General features: G+C 66.0%; 13 protein-coding genes. 10 read left to right on the plus strand and 3 right to left on the minus strand.

Going from position 1 to position 22,409, the window contains the following annotated elements; all coding sequences use genetic code 11:
• Positions 1-107 precede the first annotated feature (107 nt).
• On the plus strand, positions 108-7,850 hold the full coding sequence (locus NHH88_19845; protein ID USX11945.1) for a hypothetical protein: 7,743 nt from the start codon (positions 108-110) through the stop codon (positions 7,848-7,850).
• A gap of 95 nt (positions 7,851-7,945) precedes the next feature.
• Here NHH88_19845 and NHH88_19850 read toward each other — a convergent pair whose 3' ends face one another.
• The 3 genes from NHH88_19850 to NHH88_19860 form a co-directional block, all read right to left on the minus strand.
• On the minus strand, positions 7,946-8,404 hold the full coding sequence (locus NHH88_19850) for a CBS domain-containing protein (GenBank protein ID USX11946.1): 459 nt from the start codon (positions 8,402-8,404) through the stop codon (positions 7,946-7,948).
• 116 nt (positions 8,405-8,520) lie between these two features.
• A complete protein-coding gene (locus NHH88_19855; GenBank protein USX11947.1) occupies positions 8,521-9,648 on the minus strand; it encodes an HAF repeat-containing protein in 1,128 nt (375 codons plus the stop codon).
• Between the two features lie 62 nt (positions 9,649-9,710).
• Positions 9,711-11,018 (minus strand): YihY family inner membrane protein, encoded by a 1,308-nt coding sequence (locus NHH88_19860; GenBank protein ID USX11948.1) that lies wholly within the window; start codon positions 11,016-11,018, stop codon positions 9,711-9,713.
• 134 nt (positions 11,019-11,152) lie between these two features.
• Between NHH88_19860 and wrbA the strand changes: the two genes are divergently transcribed.
• The 9 genes from wrbA (at position 11,153) to NHH88_19905 (ending at position 22,399) form a co-directional block, all read left to right on the plus strand.
• The gene (wrbA, locus tag NHH88_19865; protein USX11949.1) at positions 11,153-11,764 is read left to right on the plus strand and encodes an NAD(P)H:quinone oxidoreductase; all 612 of its coding nucleotides are present in this window, start codon (positions 11,153-11,155) and stop codon (positions 11,762-11,764) included.
• A 43-nt stretch (positions 11,765-11,807) separates the two neighbouring features.
• Complete coding sequence (locus tag NHH88_19870) at positions 11,808-12,215, plus strand: DUF2069 domain-containing protein (GenBank protein ID USX11950.1); 408 nt, start codon at positions 11,808-11,810, stop codon at positions 12,213-12,215.
• On the plus strand, positions 12,212-13,618 hold the full coding sequence (locus NHH88_19875) for an FAD-binding oxidoreductase (protein USX11951.1): 1,407 nt from the start codon (positions 12,212-12,214) through the stop codon (positions 13,616-13,618). The genes NHH88_19870 and NHH88_19875 overlap by 4 nt, the downstream gene beginning before the upstream one ends.
• Before the next feature lie 11 nt (positions 13,619-13,629).
• Entirely contained in the window at positions 13,630-14,085 is a 456-nt protein-coding gene (locus tag NHH88_19880) for a DUF4124 domain-containing protein (GenBank protein ID USX11952.1), read from the plus strand.
• Between the two features lie 65 nt (positions 14,086-14,150).
• A complete protein-coding gene (locus NHH88_19885) occupies positions 14,151-16,703 on the plus strand; it encodes an FtsX-like permease family protein (protein ID USX17386.1) in 2,553 nt (850 codons plus the stop codon).
• Positions 16,703-17,785, plus strand: coding sequence for a carotenoid 1,2-hydratase (locus NHH88_19890; GenBank protein ID USX11953.1), 1,083 nt, complete (start codon positions 16,703-16,705; stop codon positions 17,783-17,785). The genes NHH88_19885 and NHH88_19890 overlap by 1 nt, the downstream gene beginning before the upstream one ends.
• A 50-nt stretch (positions 17,786-17,835) precedes the next feature.
• Entirely contained in the window at positions 17,836-19,671 is a 1,836-nt protein-coding gene (locus NHH88_19895) for an ABC transporter transmembrane domain-containing protein (protein ID USX11954.1), read from the plus strand.
• Between the two features lie 33 nt (positions 19,672-19,704).
• Positions 19,705-20,790 carry a beta-eliminating lyase-related protein gene (locus tag NHH88_19900; protein ID USX11955.1) on the plus strand — a complete coding sequence of 362 codons (1,086 nt, stop codon included), beginning with the start codon at positions 19,705-19,707 and terminating at the stop codon, positions 20,788-20,790.
• 61 nt (positions 20,791-20,851) lie between these two features.
• The gene (locus tag NHH88_19905) at positions 20,852-22,399 is read left to right on the plus strand and encodes a DEAD/DEAH box helicase (GenBank protein USX11956.1); all 1,548 of its coding nucleotides are present in this window, start codon (positions 20,852-20,854) and stop codon (positions 22,397-22,399) included.
• Positions 22,400-22,409 lie beyond the last annotated feature (10 nt).

Here is a 22,409-nt window from a genome sequence, read left to right on the forward strand (position 1 = left end):
GCGCTCGTCGCGGCCTTCTCTTTTCCAGAATAGTAAGAAATTGCTAGATTGATTACTTTAGTTGCATGTTACTATACGTTACATTTGTTAACTTAGGTAAAGCAACGATGGCGATCTATCAAGGAACTGCTGGCAACGACAGCATCGTGGGCGGCGCGGATGACGACACCCTGAACGGCGGACGCGGCTACGACACTTTGGTAGGCGGCGACGGCGACGACTACTTTGTCGTCAAACCCAACGAAGGCGTCGATACGCTGGTGGGCGGCGACGGCAACGACCGCTTTGACATCGCCATCGACCGTACCTATGGCGGCTTGCTCCTGGTCGATGCGGGCGCTGGCGACGACACCATCCATTTCTCCTTCACAGAAAGCGAAGCCCATAATAATCCGCTATTGACCGGCGGCACCGGCCGCGACACGTATCAGACCAGCGCGCAGCACAATGCGACGCTGACTATTGCCGATTTCACCGTCGGCGCCGGCGGGGACCTGCTGGATCTGGGCGACGTGCTGCGCGACCGCAAATTCGACATCGGTACCGTCACTGGTGGCAACCCCTTCGCCAACGGCGCACTCAAGCTGGTACAGGTGGGCGCGGATACCGAGGTACACGCACAACTCCTGCTCAGGTACGCTGACGTCCCCTCGCCCGTAGTGCTGTTCGTGCTGAAAAACATCCAGGCAAGCAGCTTGACCGCCGATAACTTCGTTAACGGCCTCAATCCCGATGGGTCTCCGACGCCGGGCACCATTGTCAACGCAGGCAACGTCACGAGTTCGACCATCGTCGGTGACCTCTTCAACGACACCATCAACGGCGGCGCCGGCGATAACACGCTGCTCGGCTCAGCCGGCGACGACCTCATCAATGGCGGCCACGGCAACGAAGAGCTACACGGCAACTCTGGCAACGACGTCTTGCATGGCGGCGCTGGCAACGATACGCTGTTCTGGGGCGACAGCAGCGCCAGCATCGACACGCTGCCGTGGGGTGAGCGGAACGACGGTGACGACACGCTGACCGGCGACGCCGGCGACGACGTGTTCGTTTTCGCCCCCTCACGCGACACCACCGGAACCGTCACCGCCAGCGGCGGCAGCGGCATCGATGTGTATCAGGTCAGCGATGTTAATACCTACCGGTTCGCCTACAACGCCAACGACAAGGCCCGTCTGGTGGTGACCGATTTCACCGTCGGCGCGGGCGGGGACAAGATCGATATCGAACCACTGCTGAATTACACCAGCTACTCGGGCGGCAATCCGTTCGACCCGGAACAGCCGACGCTGCGTTTGCTAAAGGATGGCGCCAACACCTTGGTCCAGCTTGCCATGGGCCAGACCGATCCCGTTTTCATGACCGTGATGACACTGCAAAATGTCGATGCCGGTACGCTAACCGCAGACAATTTCGTCAACGGTTACAAACCGGACGGTTCGGCAATTGCCGGCATCACGCTGCAAGTCGCGGACCGCAACCGAGAATTGAACGGCACCGAATTCAACGACAATCTAAGCGCCTCCGACGGCTTTAACCGGCTGTACGGCAAAGGCGGCGACGACTTGCTGCGCGCGTTCGCAAGCGGCGAAGGCGACACGCTGAGCGGCGGTGCCGGAAACGACACGTTAATCGGCGGCGCCGGCAGGGACCGGCTCGAGGGAGGCCTGGGCAACGACCTGATGCGAGGCGGCGCAGGCGACGACATACTCATCGGCGACGCCGGGCGCGACACCATCGAAGGCGACGCCGGCAACGACGAGTTCTACCTCCAGACCGGCGGCGCGGCGCTGGCCGTGGCCGACGGCGGCTCCGGCGATGATATTTTTCACGTGCTCGACCAGACCGGGGTAGCGGGGCGATGGCGTCTCAGCGGTGGTACCGGCAGCGACATGTATTTGCTGGAGTCGGCGCTGTCACTGGTGGAAATCGATGACTTCAAGGTCGGCGCTGGCGGCGATGTGCTCAACGTCTCGCCGCTGTTGTACCTTATCTGGGATTACGCCGGCGGCAATGCGATGGAGACCGGCATGATGCGCCTAGTGCAAGACGGCAGCGACTTGTTGCTGCAATGCGACCAAAATGGCGCGGGCGCATGGCCGGGCATGCGAACGGTAGCCATTCTGCGCGGCATCAACCTAGCCGACTTTACCGTGGAAAACATCAGGGGCGCGAACCCGTTCGGACATGATGTCCCGGGTGTACACCTTATCGGCACGGACCGGGATGAGCGACTGGTCGGGGACCGCTTCAACGACACAATCGATGGCGGCAGCGGTGGCGCCGACTCCATCCAGGGCTTAGGCGGAGACGACCTTTTGCTGGCCGCGCCCGCACAGGGCGAGAGCATGTCGTATCTGTGGGGCGGGGATGGCAACGACACGCTCGTAGGTAGCAGCGGCAGGGACGAGCTGTGGGGGCACGATGGGAACGACATCCTTCAGGGCGGCGATGGCGACGACAACCTGACCGACGGCGATGGCAGCGATCTGGCCGACGGTGGCACGGGTAACGACCGGCTCTACTGGCATGGCGGACCAGGCGAAGACACGCTGTTGGGCGGCGCGGGCGAGGACCAATTGACGATATCTGCCTACGCGTCCAGCGGGACGCTCCGGCTAGACGGCGGCCTCGGGAACGACGAGATCGTGCTTAACACATGGGACTGGGCAACGATGGCGGCCACGCTGGCCGGCGGCGCCGGAACAGACACCTATACGATCACCGCATCCGCGCCCTCCTCGCGCATCCATGTGACGGACTTCGCCACCGGCAAGGGCGGCGACGGGTTGGACCTGCGCGCTCTGACGGAGCGGCTCACTGACGCCCAGGCCAGGCTCGACCCGCTGACCTCCGGCCATCTGCGGCTGATCCAGCAAGGCAAGGACGTCCTGGTGCAATGGGACCTCGACGGCAACGGCACCATGTCGGCGCCGCAAACCTTGCTCACCCTTGACAACGTCAAAGTCACGGATATCGCCAGCGCCAATTTTTCCGGCATCACCGGCTCCTTCACGTACTCGGGTTGGTTGGGCGACGATTCCTTACAGGGATACTACGGTGGCGAACGACTCCAGGGCGGACGCGGCGACGACACGCTAAACGGAGGTCAAGGCGGCGACACGATGATAGGTGGCACCGGCGACGACCTCTATCGTGTCGACGATGCCGGAGACGTGGTCACCGAATTGGCCGGCGGCGGCACCGACACCGTGATCGCCACCGTCGACGCCTACACGCTGGCGGCCAACGCGGAACACCTGCGCTACGAGGGCACGAACGCGTTCCAGGGCACGGGCAACACGTCCGGCAACACCCTGACCGGCGGCATCGGCGACGACACCCTCGACGGCGCCGGCGGCGGCGACGTCTTGACCGGCCTGGCCGGCAACGACACCTACATCGTGCGCGCGGCCACCGACAAGGTGATCGAGGCCGCCGACCAGGGCTATGACACGGTGCGCGTGGCCTACACGGCGGCGGCCATTTACACGCTGGGCGACAACATCGAAGCGGCCGTCGTCACGTCGGCCGCCGCCGTCGCCGCCGGTCTGACCGGCAACGCCCTGCACAACCGGCTGACCGGCAACGCCGCCGCCAACACGCTGGCCGGCGGCGCCGGCGACGACCTGCTGGACGGTGGCGCCGGCGCCGACAAGCTGAGCGGAGGCCAGGGCGACGATCTCATGCTGGTCGACAACGCCGGCGACATCGTCACCGAACTGGCCGGCGAAGGCGCCGACACGGTCGAGACCACGCTGGCCCGCTACACCCTGACAGCCAATGTCGAAGCGCTGCGCTACACCGGCAAGGCCGGCTTCACCGGCACCGGCAATGCATTGGCCAACGCGATCACCGGCGGCGCGGGCAACGACACGCTGGCCGGCGGCGCCGGCGACGACACCTTGTCCGGCATGGGCGGCGCCGATGCGATCGACGGTGGCGACGGCAGCGACAGCCTGCGACTGATGGGAAACAGCGACCACTTCAAGCTCGCGCGCGCCGCCGGCAAGGTGGTGCTCACCAACACCATCTCGGGCGAGACGGCCACCCTGACGAGCATTGAAACGGTGGCCTTCGCCGACGGCGTCAAGACCATGGCGGCGCTGCTCGACAACCAGGCCAGCGAGTTCGCCGACTTCCTCACCGGCACCGACGGCGACGACACGATCGATGGCCAAGGCGGCGTCGACCTGATGGCCGGCGGCCTGGGCGACGATCGCTACGTACTCGACAGCGGCAAGGACGTCATCGACGAAAAAGACGGCGCAGGCATCGATACGGCCGCGCTGGCCTTCAAGGCCGCTGGCATCTACATGATGGACGCCAACGTCGACAACGCCATCGTCACGTCCGCCGCCTCGGTGGCCGTCAACGTCACCGGCAACGCGCTCGACAACGTCATCACCGGCAACGCCGCCGCCAACACGCTGGCCGGCCTGGCCGGCAACGACATGCTCGACGGCGGCGCCGGCGCCGACAAACTGGCCGGCGGCGCCGGCGACGACAGCTACCGCGTCGACAACGCCGGCGACGTCGTCACCGAGGCGGCGGCCGACGGCACCGACACGGTCGGTACCTCGCTGGCCAGCTACACCTTGAGCGCCAACGTGGAAAACCTGTCCGGTCCGGCCAGCGGCGCCTTCAACGGCACCGGCAACGTGCTCAACAATATCATCGACGGCGGCCTGGGCAACGACACCTTAGCTGGCCTGGGCGGCAATGATACGCTGCGCGGCGGGGTCGGCAACGACACCCTGCTCGGCGGCGATGGCGACGACCGCCTTGAGGGCGGCTTGGGCGTCAACCTTATCGACGGAGGGGCGGGCGCGGACACGGCCATCGCCCCGGCCGATTTCGGCGCCTACACGGTGACCCGCCCGAACGCCACCGACACCGTGCTGGTCAATAAGACAGGCGGCGACAGCATTACGCTGCGCAACATCGAGCGAGTGCTCTTCAATGGCGTGTCGATGACGATCGACGAAGTGCAACGGAATATCAAGAGCGTCGGCAACGACTTCCTGGCCGGCGGCGACGGCGCCGACACCATGGACGGCGGCGCCGGTGCAGACCGGCTTGCGGGCGGCCAGGGCGACGACACCTATATCGTCGACAACGCCGCCGACGTCATCGACGAAGCGGTCGGCGGCGGCACCGACCGTGCCCATGTCGCGTTCGCCGCAGCGGGCACCTACGCGCTGGGCGCCAACGTGGAAAACGCCACCGTCACGGCGGCGTCGGTCGCCATCAACCTCACCGGCAACGAACTGAACAACATCCTGACCGGCAACGCCGCTGCCAACACGCTGTCCGGCGGCCTCGGCAACGACGTGCTCGACGGCGGCGCCGGTGGCGACAAGCTCGCCGGTGGCGCCGGCGACGATGTCTACAAGGTCGATGTGGCCGGCGACGTCGTCACCGAACTGGCCGGCGAAGGCACGGACACGGTCGAAACCACGCTGGCCCGCTATACCCTGACGGCCAATGTCGAGCACCTGCGCTACAGCGGCGCGGCGGCCTTCGCCGGCAGCGGCAACGCGCTGGCCAACGCGATCGCCGGCGGCGCGGGCAACGACACCCTGTCCGGCCTGGCCGGCAACGACAGCTTGACCGGCGGTGCCGGCAACGACAGCCTGCTCGGCGGCGATGGCGACGACGCGCTTGACGCAGGCGTCGGCGTCGACCTGGCCGACGGCGGCAACGGCAGCGACACCGTCGCCCTGCTGGGCAAGTTCGCCGACTACGCGCGCGAGCGCCCCAACGCGGCCGACACCGTGCTGGTCAACACCGCCACCGGCGAGCGCGTCACGCTGCGCAACATCGAAAAGGTCGCGTTCGCGGACGGCGAGAAAGCGCTCGCCGCCGTGCAGTTCAACGTCAAGAGCGTCGGCAACGACAATCTGGTCGGGACCGACGGCGCCGACAGCATCGACGGCGGCCTCGGCGTGGACACGATGACCGGCGGCCTGGGCAGCGACACCTACCTGGTCGACAACGCCGCCGACATCATCGTCGAAACGGCCGATGGCGGCACCGAGCAGGTCAACGTCGTCTTTACAGCTGCGGGCACCTATGCGCTGGCCGCCAACGTCGAGAACGCGACCGTGACGGCCGCCGCCGGCATCGCCGCCGGCCTGGCCGGCAACGAGCTGAACAATTTGTTGACCGGCAACGCGGCCACCAACACGCTGGCCGGCGGCGCCGGCGACGACACGCTCGACGGCGCCGCCGGCGGGGACCGGCTGCTAGGCGGGCTCGGCGACGACATCTACAAGGTCGACGCGCCCGGCGACATAGTCACCGAACTGGCCGCGCAAGGCGCCGCCGACAGGGTCGACACGACGCTGGCCAAGTATACCTTGGGCCTCAATGTGGAACACTTGTCGTACACCGGCGCACTGGCGTTTGCCGGCACCGGCAACGGCCTGGCCAACGCCATCAATGGCGGCCTCGGCAACGACAGCCTGTCTGGCCTGGGCGGCGACGATACACTGGCCGGCGGCCTGGGCAACGACACCCTGCTCGGCGGCGATGGTGCCGATGCACTCGACGCGGGCGCCGGCAACGACGTGGCCGACGGCGGCGCGGGCAGTGACAGCATCAAACTGGGCGGCAATTTCGCCGACTATGCGCGCGCCCGTCCGAACGCCGGCGACATCGTGCTCGTCAACCAGATCACGCATGAAAGCGTCACCGTGCGCAACGTCGAGCAATTCAATTTCGCCGACGGCGCCAGGACGCTGGCCGAGCTGTACGTGAACACCGCCAGCATCGGCAACGACGTCCTGGCCGGCACGGACGGCAACGACAGCATCGACGGCGGTGCCGGGGCGGACGCCATGAGTGGCGGCCCGGGCAACGACACCTACACGCTGGACCAAGCCGGCGACACGATCGGCGAGCAAGCCGGCGCGGGCGTCGACCTGGTCAACGTCGCCTATGCCAAGCCCGGCACCTATGCCTTGGGCGACAATATCGAGAATGCGACCGTCACGGCGGGGGCGTCGGTCGCGGTCAACCTCGCCGGCAACGACCTGGACAACGTCCTGATCGGCAACGCGGCCGTCAACACGCTGTCCGGTGGCATTGGCGACGATACGCTGGACGGCGGCGCCGGCGCCGACAAGCTGACCGGTGGCGCCGGCGACGACAACTACGTCGTCGACAACGCCGGCGACAACGTCACCGAACTGGCCGGCGGCGGCCACGACGTGGTCACGGTCAGGGCCATCGCCAGCTACGTGATGGCGGCCGAGGTCGAAGCTCTGGTGTTCAATGGCGCCGGCGCCTTTACCGGCACGGGCAATACGCTGGCAAACCGCATGACGGGCGGCGCCGGCAACGACAGGCTGCTCGGTGGCGGCGGCGACGACACCCTGACGGGAGGCGCCGGTAACGACACGCTCACCGGCGGCGTTGGCGCGGATTCCATCGTGCTGGCCTCGAAAACCGGCGTGGACACGGTCGCCGACTTTGTCAGCGGAACCGATAAACTGGTGCTGGAGCGGTCGGTCTTCGCGGTCGGCAACGGCGACGGCAGCATCGACAACGCGGTCGTCAAGGCCGGCGCCGGCGGTTTCGCCAACAACGCCGAGCTTGTGATCCTGACACAGAACGTTTCTTCGGTGAACACCACCACGGCGGCCAATGCGATTGGCGCGGCAAGCGCCGCCTACGCGGTGGGCGCCGAGGCGCTGTTCGCTGTGCACAACAACAACGCAACCACGTTGTACCTATTCACCTCCAATGGCGCGGACGCCGTGGTGTCGGCGGCGGAACTGACGCAGTTGGTCACGCTGACCGGCGCGCCGTCTACCGCCGTCGGCGACTACCTGTTCGGATAAGCGGTTCGGGCAAGGGGCAATAAAAAACGCCATGTGCCTTGCGCCGGTCTGAACCGTCGCATGCGCACATGGCGTTTTCTGGTTTGTTGTTGCGATTAGTCCGGATGCTGATCCGCCGTCTCGGCCGGCCAGTCGCGGATGTACGCCTTGAGCATGCGATTCTCGAAGCTTTGCGCCTCCAGCACCGCGCGCGCGACGTCGTAGAACGAGATCACGCCGAGGATGGTCTTGGCGTTCATCACCGGCAAATAGCGCGCATGCTTTTCCAGCATGATGCGGCGCACTTCGTTGACCTCGGTGTCCGGGGTCACGGTGATCGGGTGGTCGTCCATGTGCTTGCGCACGGTGCCGCCGCCGACCGTGCCGGCGTTGTCGTGCAACGCCCGCAGCACTTCGCGGAACGTCAGCATGCCGACCAGATCGCCGAACTCCATGACGACCAGCGAGCCGATGTCCTTTTCAGCCATGGTGTTGGCGGCGTCCGCCAAGGGCTGGTCAGGAGAGATGGTATAAAGAATGCTACCTTTTACCTGAAGAATTTCGGAGACTTTCATTTTGGCCGTCCTGTCCGCTGAGATATAGGCTGTGTGAATGGGGTTTGTAGTTGTTCTAGCCTTATAGCGAATGTAGCCTATGCCCGGTAAAAAATCCAGCGCTGCGGATAAGCAAATCACAACATTCTTGCCCTTATGTGGCCTGGGTGTGATTCAGCGCGCAGTGCGATGCCCCGATAGCGGCGCCGATACATCACGAAGCCGAATGCCGCCGTGATCGCCACCGCGCCCAGAGTCAGCAGATCCTGGCCGCCGTGCGTGGTCACCGCCGGCTGGCTCGAACGCATGGTCGCGGCCTCGAAGCGCTTGGCCGAGTATTTGGCGCCGATCACCAGTTCCTCGGCGTTGATGCTGTTGACCAGATACAGGCCGTAGCCGCCCGGATGCACCGTCATCTTGCCGTCGCGATAGACGAAGGCGCGGCGCTCGTCGCCGATGCGCACGCTGCCCACCACGTGTCCGGCGGCGTTGACGGCGGTGGCGAAGCTGCTGCCATAGCCGATCAGCGCCCCGAGGTCGATCATCTTCGCGCCGTCGTGCATGAAGGCGTGCCAGCGGCGGTCCGCCGTCTCCGACGCGCCGACCACGATGCCGGTGTCGCTGATCGCCGTGGCGCTGCTGGAGCGCCCGCCCAGGGTGCCCAGGTTGGTCATGCCGGCGCCGGGCCGGTACAGGAACGCGCGCCGGTAGCCGTCGCTTAGCGCGGCCGTGCCGACGATGTCGCCGTGGTTGTTGATCCCCGCCGCGTAGCTGATCTTGCCACCCAGCGTACCGAGGTCGGTCAGGGGGCCGTCACCATTGGTGGCGAAGGCGCGGAAGTAGCCGTCGCTGGTGTCGGCATAGCCGACCGCCTGGCCGCTGCGATTGATGCCCATGCCGTAGCTGCTGCCGCCGCCCAATGTGCCCAGGTCGCGCATGGCCACCCCGGCGCGGTGGACGAAGGCGCGCCAGCGGCCATCGCTGTTCTGGGCCGTGCCGACCACGTCGCCGCCGGCGTTGATGCCGCGTGTGAAGGCGCTGTCGCCACCGAGGGTGCCCAGTTCGATCAGGCGTTTATCCCACAGCACCGCGCGCTGGCGGCCATCCTCTTCCTCGATGATGCCGGCCACCTGGCCGGCCGAGTTGATGTCGACCGCGATGCTCGATTCGCCAGCGCGCTCGCCCAGCCCGGGCGGATGCAAGCGCTGCGCCGACGCCATCGCCGCGCATCCCAACAAAACCACCGCCGCCGACATTTTCAACATGACGCGCCTCCAGTTTTTTTTAATGTTATCTATATAGCATTCAAAAAATGAAAGCTCAAGAACTATCGGCAGTCCAGCGGCCCGAAATGTTCGGCCAGGGTTTTACCCAGTCCCGTCTCGACGGCATTTTCCACCTCGCGCGCCAGGCTGGCGGCCTCGCGCGCGGCCTGCAGATCGCGTTCGTCGTCGCCAACGGCCACCACGCCCGAATTGACCGCCATGCCGCCGAAGACGAACAGGCGATAGACCTCGGCCAGGGTCAGTTTCTCTACGTTGGCCAGCAGCACCCAATGATCGGTGCCATCGCTGACTCGCTTGCCCCATTGAACCCGGGGCGGCGCGTCCACCTTGACCCGCCCCACCCAGCCTTCGGCCATCATCTTTTCCAGCAGATTGTCCATCTCGTCGAAGCCCAGGCGGGTGCGCAGGCGGATCGCGCCTGCGCCCACCAGCGCCGTGTCGCCGCATTTACAAGCCGTGTAGAGCACCTTGATGATCGCCATGGCGTCGACAAACTCGCCGCCCGGCTGGGCCTCGTGCCACCAGCGCTCGTACTTCACCACCGGCAGCGCGGCCACCAGCAGCGCCCCGATCAGGGTGATCACCCACGAGACGTAAACCCACAACAGGAACAGCGGCAGCGCCGCCAAGGCGCCGTAGATCTTCGAATAGGTCGGGAACTGGGTGATGAAGATGGCGAAGCCGCGCTTGGCCAGTTCGAACGCCAGGCCGGCCACCAAGCCGCCCCAGGCCGCGTCCTGCCAATCGACGTCGCGGTTTGGTACCGCCAGATACAGCAAGGTGAATCCGGCCGTGGTCAGCGCCAGCGATGCCACCGTGTAGATGATCGCACCCAGCACCGGCACCCGGCCGAACAAATCGACGGTGGCCATGAACACCTGCGACGACAACGTCAGCGACACGCCGATCAGCAACGGCCCTAGCGTGATGATGGCCCAGTAGACCAGGATACGGCGCGTCCAGCTGCGCTCCCCGCGCACCCGCCAGATGCGGTTGAACACGCGCTCGATCAGGTTCATCATCGCGATCGACGTCACGATCAGCGCCACCGCGCCCACCGCCGACAGCCGCGTGGCCTTGGAGGCGAACATCGTCAGATAATTGAGGATCGTCGTCGATATCGACTTCGGCATCACGCTCTGGACGAAATACGCCTCCAGCGACATACGGAAGGTGTTAAACAACGGGAAGGTGGTGAAGATCGCCAGCGCGATGGTCAGCAGCGGCACCAACGCGAACACGGTGGTGAACGTGAGGCTGCCGGCCACCTGCGGCAGGCTTTCCTCGCGCAAGCGACGGTGGGCGAACAGCACCAGGTCGCGCACCTCCGGCCAGGACAGCGAGCGCATGGTGGCGATCCCGTTGCGGCAGGTGCTGAATACATAAAGAAGAATCGGATGAATATATTTTGCGTACATGAGCGATAATCAGATTACAAGACTGGCAGTGTTGCCCCCAGTGAAAGCGCCCTATAATACCGCCGATGAACCAACCTAATCTGATTATTCTTGTATTGTTTTACTCGCGCCATGGCGCCACCCGCAAATTGGCGGAGCTGATCGCGCAGGGTATCGAAAGCGTGCCCGGCTGTGATGCGCGGCTGCGCACCGTCCCCGCCGTCTCGACGGTGGCCGAGGCCACCGAGGCCGACGTGCCGGCCGAGGGCGCGCCCTATGTCGAGCTCGACGATCTGCGGGAATGCGCCGGCATCGCCGTGGGCTCGCCCACCCGCTTCGGCAATATGGCGGCCGCGATGAAGTATTTTTGGGACGGCACCGCCACCGAATGGCTGGCCGGGACCTTGGCGGGCAAGCCGGCGTGCGTGTTCACTTCCACCGGCAGCCTGCACGGCGGCCAGGAATCGACTTTGCTGTCGATGATGATACCCTTGTTCCACCACGGCTTGATGGTGATGGGCCTGCCGTACACGAATCCGGAACTGATGACCACCTCCAGCGGCGGCACGCCCTACGGCGCCAGTCACTGGTCCGGCCTTGATGGCAAAAAGACCATCACCGAAGACGAGAAACGCCTGGCGCTCGCGCAGGGCCGGCGCCTGGCCGAAACGGCACTGAAGCTGCGTGCCGCCGCCTAAACGGGTAAGCTGCAAAACATATGCTGTAAAACGGGGATGCAAAATGCAAAACGCGATGCATAGGTATTTTCACTGGGGCGCCATCGGCAGCCTCGGTCTGCTGATAGTCTGGTGCGTGCTGTGGGAGATGGTGCTGGCGCCGCTCAAGCCGGGCGGCTCGTGGCTGGTGCTCAAGGCCGCGCCGCTGCTGCTGCCGCTGTACGGCGTGTGGAAGCGCGACATCTACACCCTTCAGTGGACCTCGATGATGATACTGCTGTACTTCACCGAGGGCGTGGTGCGCGGCTGGAGCGACAAGGACGAGCTGTCCTCATGGCTGGCGTGGGGCGAGGCGGCAATCGTCTGCGTCTACTTCGTCTGCGCGATCATGTATCTGCGCCCGTATAAAAAAGCGGCCAAGAAGCTGTCCAAGGAACTGCTCGACAAGGTGAAGGGCACCACGGTCAAATGATGGCGTTTCTACAGGAGTGCCGCGCGCTGCTCGGGGGCGCCTATGTGCTCGACACCGACGCCGACATGGCGCCCTTCCTCACCGATTGGCGCGGACGCTTCACCGGCAAGGCCGCCGCCGTGCTGCGTCCCGGCTCGGTGGACCAGGTGGCAGCGTTGGTGAAGGCTTGCGCGCTACACCGCGTGCCGCTGGTGCCGCAGGGCGGCAACACCGGCCTTGTATTGGGCAGCATCCCAGACGCCAGCGGTACCGCCGTCGTGCTGTCGCTGGCGCGGCTCAACACCATCCGCCAGATCGACACAATCAACCGGACCATGACCGTCGATGCCGGCTGCATCCTCCAGCAAGCGCAGGAAGCCGCCGCCGCCGAGGGCTGCCTGTTTCCGCTGTCGCTGGCGGCCGAGGGCAGCTGCACCATCGGCGGCAACCTGTCCACCAACGCCGGCGGCACGGCGGTTCTCCGCTACGGCAATACGCGCGAGCTGTGTCTCGGGCTGGAAGTGGTCACGCCACAGGGCGAGATCTGGAGCGGCTTGCGCGGCCTGCGCAAGGATAATACCGGCTACGATCTGCGTGACCTGTTCATCGGCGCCGAGGGCACCCTGGGCGTCATCACAGGCGCGGTGCTCAAACTGTACCCGCAGCCCAAGGCCAGCATCACCGCCCTGGCGGCCCTGCCCTCGCCCGCCCACGCGCTGCGATTGCTGGTACTGATGCAGGACCACTGCGGCTCCAGCCTCACCGGTTTCGAACTGATGTCGCGCTACTGCCTGGAGCTGGTGGCACAACAGTTCCCGCAACTGCCCAAGCCCTTCGCCGACGCCCATCCGCAATACGTGCTGCTGGAGCTGTCGAGCAGCGAATCGGAGCGGCACGCGATCGACCTGCTGGAGCGCGCGATCGGCGCGGCGCTGGAGCGCGACGTCGTCACCGACGCCGTGGTGGCGACATCGACCACGCAATCGGCCGGCCTGTGGCAGTTGCGCGAGCATATTCCGCTGGCGCAGGCCAAGGCCGGCAAGAACATCAAACATGACATCTCACTGCCGGTGTCGCGCATCGCCGACTTCATCGACGTCACCGCGCCGCAATTGCAGGCGGCCTTCCCCGGCTGCCAGTTGGTGTGCTTTGGACACTTGGGCGACGGCAACCTGCATTTTAACGTCGCGCCGCCGGAGGGCATTTCCAACGAGGATTTCCTTGCCAACCAGGACAAGGTCAACCGCGTGGTGCACGACAGCGTGGTCGGTTTCGGCGGTTCGATTTCCGCCGAGCACGGCATTGGCGCGCTGAAACGCGACGAACTGGCGCATTACAAATCGGCGGTGGAGCTCAACATGATGCGGGCCATCAAAGCGGCGCTGGACCCGCTGGGTATCATGAATCCCGGGAAAATTCTGTGAACGGGACCGCCATGAACCACCATCTTCGCGCGCCTTGCGCCGCCGTGCTGTGTGCGGCCGCGCTGGCGGGCAACAACGCCGTCGCGCAAAGCGTCTACAAATGCACTGTTGACGGCAAGATCAGCTACAGCGACATCCCTTGCCCGGCCAGCGCCGCGGCGTCGTCCATGCTGGCCGTGCCGAAATCACCCGCAGACGTTGATGGCGCGGCGGCCGATTTGCAGCGCATGCAAAAGGAATCGGCCGCGCTGCAAAAGTCGCGTCAAAAGGTCGAGGAACGCGAGGCCCGCGAATCCGAGCGCGCCTCCCGCGCCGCCACGACACAACGCAAGCGCTGCGCCAAGCTCGCCCTGACCAAAAAGTGGGCGGACGAGGATGCGCGCGGCGCCACCAACGCCAACGCCGACAAGGCCAGGTTGCGCGCAAAACGCGCCGGCGAATCGTTTTCGCTGGAGTGCGCCCACTGATGTCCGATCCGGTGAGCGCGGCAGGCGGCAGGGACGGCATCGCATCCGAACGCGAGGCGGCGTCGATGCGCCGCCTGTCCCGCTGGCTGCTGCTGGGCGAATGGCGGGCGCACCCGATGCGCGCGCTGGTGGCCATCGCCGCCATCGCCGTCGGCATCTCGCTCGGCTTCGCGATTCACCTGATCAACGCCGCGGCCTTCAACGAGTTCTCGTCGGCGATCAAAGGCCTGTCCGGCGTGGCCGATGTGCAGGTGCGCGGCACCGAACCGGCCTTCGACGAGGCGATCTATCCGATACTGGCGCGGCGCGACGGCGTCACCGTGGCCTCGCCGGTGCTGGAATTCGACGCCTCGGTCCCCGGCCAGCGCACCGCGCTCAAAATCATTGGCATCGACGTGTTCCGCGCAGGCTTCGTCGCGCCGGACCTCATCGGCGTGCCGGCCAACGGCGACCCGAATTCCACGCTGGCCGACGATACGATTTTCCTGTCGCCCGCCGCGCAACAGTGGCTCCAACCCGTCGCGAACCAGATAACCCTGCAAGTCGGCGTCGATCAACTGCAATTGCGCGTAGCCGGATCGCTGCAAAGCGCGCGCGCCGGCCAGCGCATCGGCGTGATGGACCTGGGCGCGGCGCAATGGCGTTTCGATAAACTGGGGCAGTTGTCGCGCGTCGACCTGAAACTGCGCGACGGCGTCAATCGCGACGCCTTCAAGGCGCAGCTGGAACAGGACCTGCAACGCGAGTACCCCGGCCGCTTCCGCGTCAACCAGCCCAACGACCAGGAACAGAACAGCCGCAACGAGGGCATGAGCCGCGCCTACCGCGTCAACCTGACGGTGCTGGCGCTGGTGGCCTTGTTCACCGGCGCCTTCCTGGTGTTCTCCACGCAGGCGCTGTCGGTGATACGCCGCCGCAGCCAGTTCGCGCTGCTGCGTGTGCTGGGCATGGACCGCCGCCACCTGCTGCGCCAGATCCTGCTGGAGGGCCTGAGCCTGGGCATCGCCGGATCGGCCATCGGCATCGCCGCCGGCTACGGCCTGGCCGCCGCCGCGCTGCACTTCATGGGTGCGGATCTCGGCGCGGGATTCTTTTCCGGCGTACAGCCGACCGTCCACTTCACGCCGGTGGCCGCCGCCGTCTACTTCGCGCTCGGCGTCGGCGTGTCGCTGCTGGGCTGCGCCGCGCCGGCGTTCGACGCCGCCCGCGCCAAACCGGCGGTGGCGCTCAAATCCGGCACCGAGGAGGCGGCCATGTCACGCCTGGCGACGGCATGGCCGGCCCTGGCCTGCATCGCGCTGGCGGCGCTGCTGTCGCAAGCGCCACCGGTGTTCGAGCTGCCGATCTTCGGCTACCTTTCGATCGCGCTGCTGCTGGTCGGCGTGATCGCGCTGATGCCGCGCCTGGCCGCCATCGTCTTCCGCTTCGCCCATAAGCGCTGGAGCGCCGCCACCGCCAACCGGCCCGGCGCCTCGCCCGTGTTGACGCTGACGCTATCGCGCCTGGCCAACGCCTCCAGCCAGGCGGGTATCGCGCTCGGCGGCGTGCTGTCGAGCTTTAGCCTGATGGTGGCCATGGCCATCATGGTGGCCAGCTTCCGCGTGTCGCTCGACTACTGGCTGCGCCAGGTCCTGCCGGCCGACGTCTACGTCAGCACCATCGGCGCCGGCACCACGGCGGGCCTGCGCCCGCAGGAACAGGCGGCCATCGCCGGCCTTCCCGGCGTGCAGAAAGCCAGTTTCCTGCGTGTGCGTGGCATCTCGCTGGCGCCGGGCCGCCCGCCCGTGGCCCTGCTGGCGAGCATCGTCAACGAGCAGGATCCCGCCCAATCGCTGGCCCTCGTCGGCGAGACGAAGCCGCCGGCGCCGGGCGGACCGCCGCCGGTCTGGGTCTCGGAGGCCATGGTCGATTTATACGAGATGACAGTCGGCAAACGCGTGGAGATCCCCCTCAACGGCAAGCTCCATCGCTTCCAGGTGGCCGGCGTGTGGCGCGATTACGCCCGTCCCACGGGCTCAATTCAAATGCGGCTGAGCGACTACCGCGCCATCACCGGCGACCAGCAGGTCAGCAGCGCCGCCCTGTGGCTCGAACCCGGCGCAAAACCCGAGGATACCGTGCAAGCGCTGAAGCGACTGCCGTTCGCCTCCGCCCTGGAAACGAGCGCGCCGTCGGAGATCCGCGACATGAGCATGAAAGTGTTCGACCGCAGCTTCGCCATCACCTATCTGCTGGAGGCGATCGCCATCGTCATCGGCCTGTTCGGCGTCGCCGCCACCTTCTCGGCGCAGACCTTGGCGCGCTCGAAGGAGTTCGGTATGCTGCGCCATGTCGGCGTCACGCGCGGCCAGATCCTGTCGATACTGGCCATCGAGGGCGGCGCGCTCACCGGCCTGGGCATCGCCACCGGCTTCGTGCTGGGCTGGGTCATCAGCCTGATTCTGGTTTTCGTCGTCAATCCGCAGTCGTTCCACTGGACCATGCAGCTGCATCTGCCTTGGGGTTTGCTGGCGGCCGTCGCCGGGCTGTTGCTGGCCGCGTCCGCGCTGACAGCCCTCCTGGCGGGCCGCCAATCGCTGTCCGGCGGGCCGATACGCGCCGTCAGGGAGGATTGGTAATGCGTTACTGTTTGGTGTTTTTAATGCTGTTATGCGGCCTGTCCTCGCGGGCGGCGGCGCCCGGATACTCACCGGTCCAGCCGCTGCCGGCCGGCGCCTCGCTGCGCTTCCCCGCCGACTACGGCGCCCATCCGGACTACAAAATCGAATGGTGGTACGTCACCGGCTGGCTCAATACAACCGATGGCAAGCCGCTGGGCTTCCAGGTCACCTTCTTCCGCAGCGGGACGGAACATGACCGCGCCAACCCCAGCAAGTTCGCGCCGAAGCAGCTGATCATCGGCCACGCCGCCGTCTCCGACCCGGCCAACGGCAAACTGCTGCACGACCAGCGCAGCGCGCGCGAAGGCTTCGGCATCGCCTACGCCAAGGTCGGCGACGCCGATGTGAAGCTGGACGACTGGCGCATGACGCGCAACGCCGACGGCAGCTATGCGATCCGCGTGGACGCCGCCAACTTCGCGCTCAACCTGAAGCTGGCGCCGTCGCAGCCGGTGCTGCTCCAGGGCCAGCGCGGTTATTCCCGCAAAGGACCGCGCCCCGTGCAGGCCAGCTACTACTACAGCGAGCCGCAACTGACCACCACCGGCACCGTCACACGCGGCGGCAAGGCGTCGGCCGTCACCGGCGCAAGCTGGCTCGACCATGAGTGGTCCAGCGATATCATGGGCGGCGATTCGGGCGCCGTCGGCTGGGATTGGATCGGCGCCAACCTCGATGACGGCGGCGCCCTGATGGCTTTCCAACTCCGCGACAAGACAGGTGCTAAACTATGGTCGCACGCGACATGGCGCGACGCATCCGGTAAGATCACGCAGTTCTCGCCGGAGCAGGTGAGTTTTGCCGCGCAAAGGCGCTGGCGCTCGCCCCGCACCAATGCCGAGTATCCGGTCGAAAGCCGGCTCACCACCGGCAACGTTGAGTGGCGCATCGTGCCCCTACAGGACGATCAGGAGCTGGACTCGCGCCGCTCGACCGGCGCGGTGTACTGGGAAGGCGCGGTGACGCTGAGCCGTGACGGCAAGCCGGCCGGTCGCGCCTATCTGGAACTGACGGGGTATGTCAGCCCGATGAAACTGTAGAAGAATATTAGAACAACCCAAAGCATATTTACCGAAACCGCAGCCACACGATGACCAACAGCACCACCGCCAGCACCCCGTCCGCAGTCGCGCCCAACGTCAACAGGGAACAAAAGAAAGGCAGCATTTCCACCCTGCGCGGCCTGCTGCCGTTCCTGGCGCCCTACAAGCGTCAATTCGTCATGGCCGGTATCGCGCTGGTGGTCGCCGCCTGCGCCACCCTGGCCATTCCGGCCGCCTTCAAGCAGATGATCGACCTCGGTTTCGGCGGCACGGGCGACAAGAGCATCAAGCACGTCGACCTGGTGTTCCTGGCGCTGTTCGGCGTCGCCACCGTGCTGGCGCTGGCCACTGCTGCGCGATTTTATACCGTCTCCTGGCTGGGCGAACGGGTCACCGCCGATATCCGCAGCGCCGTCTACAAGCATGTCGTCACCCAAAGCCCCGAGTTCTTCGAGACTACGCAGACCGGCGAAGTCCTGTCCCGCATCACCACCGACACCACGCTGATCCAGGCGGTCGTCGGCACCAGCATCTCGATGGCGCTGCGTAATGTGCTGCTGTTCATCGGCGGCCTGGTGATGTTGTTCGTGACCAGCGTCAAACTGTCGGCCATCATCATCGGCCTGCTGGTGTTGACGGTACTGCCTATCGTGATGTTCGGCCGCCGCGTGCGCGAGCTGTCGCGCGACTCGCAGGACCGCGTGGCCGACGCCTCGGCCATGGCAGGCGAAATCCTCAACGCCATGCCGACCGTGCAGGCATTCACCCACGAGAAGATCGAATCGAACCGCTTCGGCGCCTCGGTCGAAGGCGCGTTCAAGACCGCGATGCGCCGCATCCGCGCCCGCGCGCTGCTGACGATGATCGCCATCGTTCTGGTGTTCGGCACCATCGTCTTCGTGCTGTGGCTGGGCGCCCACGCCGTGCTGTCGGGCGACATGACCGGCGGCGACCTGGGTCAGTTCATCCTGTACGCCTCGATCGTGGCCGGCGCCATTGGCGCCCTGTCCGAGGTGATGGGCGAAGCGCAGCGCGCCGCCGGCGCCACCGAGCGCCTGCTGGAACTGATGGCCGTCAAATCGAATATCCAGTCGCCGGCCAAGCCGCTGGCGCTGCCGCCGCGCGCCGCCAACGGCGCGGCCTTGACTCTGAGCGACGTCACATTCTCGTATCCGTCGCGGCCCGAAACGGCGGCGCTGGGCCACCTGTGGCTGGACATCAAGCCTGGTGAAACGGTGGCCGTTGTCGGCCCTTCCGGCGCCGGCAAGACCACGCTGTTCCAGCTGTTCCTGCGCTTCTACGACCCGCAAAGCGGCAGCATCAAGCTCGATGGCGTCGACATCACGCAGCTCGACCTGCACACGCTGCGCGACGCCATCGGCATCGTGCCGCAGGATACGGTGATCTTCTCGGCCGACGCAATGGAAAACATCCGCTACGGCCGCGCCGGCGCCACCGACGAGGAAGTGACCCAGGCCGCAAAGCTGGCCGCCGCCCACGAATTCATCGAGCGTCTGCCGCAGGGCTACAAATCGTTCCTCGGCGAGCGCGGGGTGCGCCTGTCCGGCGGACAGCGCCAACGCATCGCCATCGCGCGCGCTTTGCTGAAAAATCCGCCGCTGCTGCTGCTCGACGAAGCCACCAGCGCGCTGGACGCCGAATCGGAGCGCCTGGTGCAAAAGGCGCTGGAAGCGGCGATGGTCGGCCGCACCACCGTCATCATCGCCCACCGCCTGGCGACGGTGCAGCGCGCGGACCGCATCATCGTCATGGAAGACGGCAAAATCGTCGAAACCGGCACCCACACGTCGCTGGTGGCGCTGGGCGGCATCTACGCCAACCTGGCCGCACTCCAGTTCCACAACGTCCACACCGCCCATTGATCGGGGTATCATTCGTTCTTTCAGGAGAATGAATTGACCGACGCCGAACTGCGCCTCCGCTGCCGAACCCACCTTCCCGGCCACCGCCAACCCTCGCCCGCGCAGCTGTTCGCGGCGATGGCGGCGTGGTGCGAAACCAACGGCGTGGAGCACGACACCTACGGCAACGGCACCCTGATCCAGGAATTCGAGCAAAAAGTCGCAAAACTGCTCGGTTTCGAGGCAGCGCTGTTCTGCATCACCGGTACCATGACGCAAGCCACCGCGCTGCGCATCGCCTGCGAGGAACGAGGCAGCAAGCTGGTGGCGCTGCACCCGACGTCGCACATCTTGCGCCATGAACGCGGCAACCATCAGCTGTTCGACCACTTCCACGCCTTGCAGATCGGGGACCAGAACCGTCCATGGACGCTCGAAGAACTCAAGGGCATCCCGGACAAATTGGGCGCGGCCACGCTGGAACTGCCGATGCGCGAGATTGGCGGCCAATGCCCCGACTGGGAAGATCTCACAGCCATCAAGACCTATTGCCGCGAGCAGGCCATTCATTTGCACCTGGATGGCGCCCGCCTGTGGGAAACCGCCGCCGCTTACGGACGGCCGGCCAGCGAGATCGCGGCCGGTTTCGACACGGTCTACGTGTCGCTCTATAAAGGCATAGGCGGCCTGGGCGGCGCCATGCTGCTTGGCTCCTCCCGGTTCGTCGCCAAGGCGCAGGAGTGGTACCGCCGCCAGGGCGGCAATGTCTACCAGCGCACGCCGTACGTGGTGGCCGCCGCGATGCAGTTCGATGCGCGGCTGGCGGCGATGCCGGATTACTTCCGCCGCACGCTGTGGCTCTACGAGACGCTGCGCGACTATCCGCTGCTGACGCCCAATCCGGCGCGTCCGCAAGCCAGCATGCTGCATCTGCATCTGCCGGTAAGCCGCGACCGCGCGCTGAACATCCGCAACCTGATCGCCGAGCGGCATAGCGTATGGCTGTTCAATGGCGCCAGCCACGGAGCGCTGCAGGACCGCAGCTCGGTGGAGCTGTACATCGGCGACAACCTGCTCAACATGCCGGACGACCGCGTGCGCGAGATACTATCGCTGTGGTCCGCCGCACTGGCCAACTAATTTCGCACAAGCCGGGACAACCGGCTACACTGCGCCCTCTTTTCGTTTTACTGCACATACAATGACCTTCCAAGCACTCGGCCTGATCGATCCAATCCAGCGCACGCTGGACACCCTGGGCTACAAACAGCCGACGCCCGTTCAAAAGCAAGCCATTCCCGTCGTCCTGGCGGGGCGCGACCTGATGGCCGCCGCCCAAACCGGCACCGGCAAGACGGCCGGCTTCGCGCTGCCCATCCTGCAACGGCTGACCATGGACGGCGTGACCGCGCCTAAAGCGGTGCGCTGCCTGGTGCTGGTGCCGACGCGCGAACTGGCCGAGCAGGTCTACGAAAGCTTCCGCACCTACGGCGGCAATCTGCCGCTGCGCTCCGCCGTGGCCTACGGCGGCGTGCCGATCGAGCCGCAGATCACCAAGCTGCGCAAAGGCCTGGACGTGCTGGTGGCGACGCCCGGCCGCCTGAAGGACCTGCACGATCAGGGCGCGATCAGCTTCACGATGCTGCAAACGTTGGTACTGGACGAGGCGGACCGCATGCTGGACCTGGGCTTCGAGCGCGATCTGGACATCCTGCTGGCGGCCCTGCCGAAGAAGCGCCAGACCTTGCTGTTCTCGGCCACGTTCTCCGACGAGATCCGCAAACTTGCCAAAGGCATGTTGAAGGACCCGGTATCGATCCAGGTCAGCGCCAGTAACACCGCCACCAAAAGCGTCAAGCAATGGCTGATCCCGACCGACAAGCGCCGCAAGCCGGAGCTGCTGCTGCATCTCCTGAAGAAGCTTCAGTGGGGCCAGGTACTGGTGTTCGTCAAAACGCGCAAAGGTGTCGAAACGCTGGTCAAGACCTTGCAGGAGCACGGCATCTCGGCCGACTCCATCCACGGCGACAAGACCCAGCCGGCGCGCCTGAAGGCGTTGGCGCGCTTTAAACAAGCCGAAGTCCAGCTGCTGGTGGCGACCGACGTCGCCGCGCGCGGCCTGGATATCGAAGCGCTGCCGCAGGTGGTCAACTTCGATTTGCCGACCGTGGCGGAGGACTATATCCACCGCATCGGCCGCACCGGCCGCGCGGGCATGGAAGGCGAAGCTGTATCGCTGGTATGCGCGGACGAAGTCGAGATCCTGAAGGCGATCGAAACCCTGACCGGCCAAGTGATCCGGCGCGAAGAGGAACCGGGCTTCGAGGCCGATCACCGCGTGCCGGAAACCGGCCCGAAAGGCGTGGCGGCGGCCCTGGCGAAGAAGGCGGCGGCCGAAGCGCCGGCCAAGAAAAAGCGGCCGTTCACCGGCCCGGCTGGCGGCTCGGCGGCGGGCAAGGCTGCCAGCGGAACGGCGGCCGGAAAAGCGACCGCGCGTCCGGCCGGCGGCGACGCCTCGCTCGGCACGTGGACACCACCCGTGCCGGCGGGCGGCAAGGGAGCCGGCGGTGCGCGCTCCGCTGGCGGCAAGGCCGGCACGGGCCGCATATACGGCGGTGGCGGCAAGCCGGCGGCGCCGAAAGGCGCTGTTGTCGTCACCGGCGGACGTGGCGCCAAATCGCTCGCCCGCGCGGCCGGCAAAGTGACCGCGCAACCGGGCGGCCGCAAGCCCAAGTCGGGCAGCCGCTAAGAGGACCGGA

This window comes from Oxalobacteraceae bacterium OTU3CAMAD1, assembly GCA_024123915.1.
GTDB lineage: Bacteria > Pseudomonadota > Gammaproteobacteria > Burkholderiales > Burkholderiaceae_D > Rugamonas.

What these genes read in the sequence shown, in the direction of transcription:
- NHH88_19850 (USX11946.1), bottom strand. Translation starts at nt 8,404, where the DNA reads ATGAAAGTCTCCGAAATTCTTCAGGTAAAAGGTAGCATTCTTTATACC.
- wrbA (USX11949.1), top strand. Translation starts at nt 11,153, where the DNA reads ATGAACCAACCTAATCTGATTATTCTTGTATTGTTTTACTCGCGCCAT.
- NHH88_19875 (USX11951.1), top strand. Translation starts at nt 12,212, where the DNA reads ATGATGGCGTTTCTACAGGAGTGCCGCGCGCTGCTCGGGGGCGCCTAT.
- NHH88_19855 (USX11947.1), bottom strand. Translation starts at nt 9,648, where the DNA reads ATGTTGAAAATGTCGGCGGCGGTGGTTTTGTTGGGATGCGCGGCGATG.
- NHH88_19890 (USX11953.1), top strand. Translation starts at nt 16,703, where the DNA reads ATGCGTTACTGTTTGGTGTTTTTAATGCTGTTATGCGGCCTGTCCTCG.
- NHH88_19885 (USX17386.1), top strand. Translation starts at nt 14,151, where the DNA reads ATGCGCCGCCTGTCCCGCTGGCTGCTGCTGGGCGAATGGCGGGCGCAC.
- NHH88_19870 (USX11950.1), top strand. Translation starts at nt 11,808, where the DNA reads ATGCAAAACGCGATGCATAGGTATTTTCACTGGGGCGCCATCGGCAGC.
- NHH88_19860 (USX11948.1), bottom strand. Translation starts at nt 11,018, where the DNA reads ATGCGCTCGCTGTCCTGGCCGGAGGTGCGCGACCTGGTGCTGTTCGCC.
- NHH88_19895 (USX11954.1), top strand. Translation starts at nt 17,836, where the DNA reads ATGACCAACAGCACCACCGCCAGCACCCCGTCCGCAGTCGCGCCCAAC.
- NHH88_19845 (USX11945.1), top strand. Translation starts at nt 108, where the DNA reads ATGGCGATCTATCAAGGAACTGCTGGCAACGACAGCATCGTGGGCGGC.
- NHH88_19905 (USX11956.1), top strand. Translation starts at nt 20,852, where the DNA reads ATGACCTTCCAAGCACTCGGCCTGATCGATCCAATCCAGCGCACGCTG.
- NHH88_19880 (USX11952.1), top strand. Translation starts at nt 13,630, where the DNA reads ATGAACCACCATCTTCGCGCGCCTTGCGCCGCCGTGCTGTGTGCGGCC.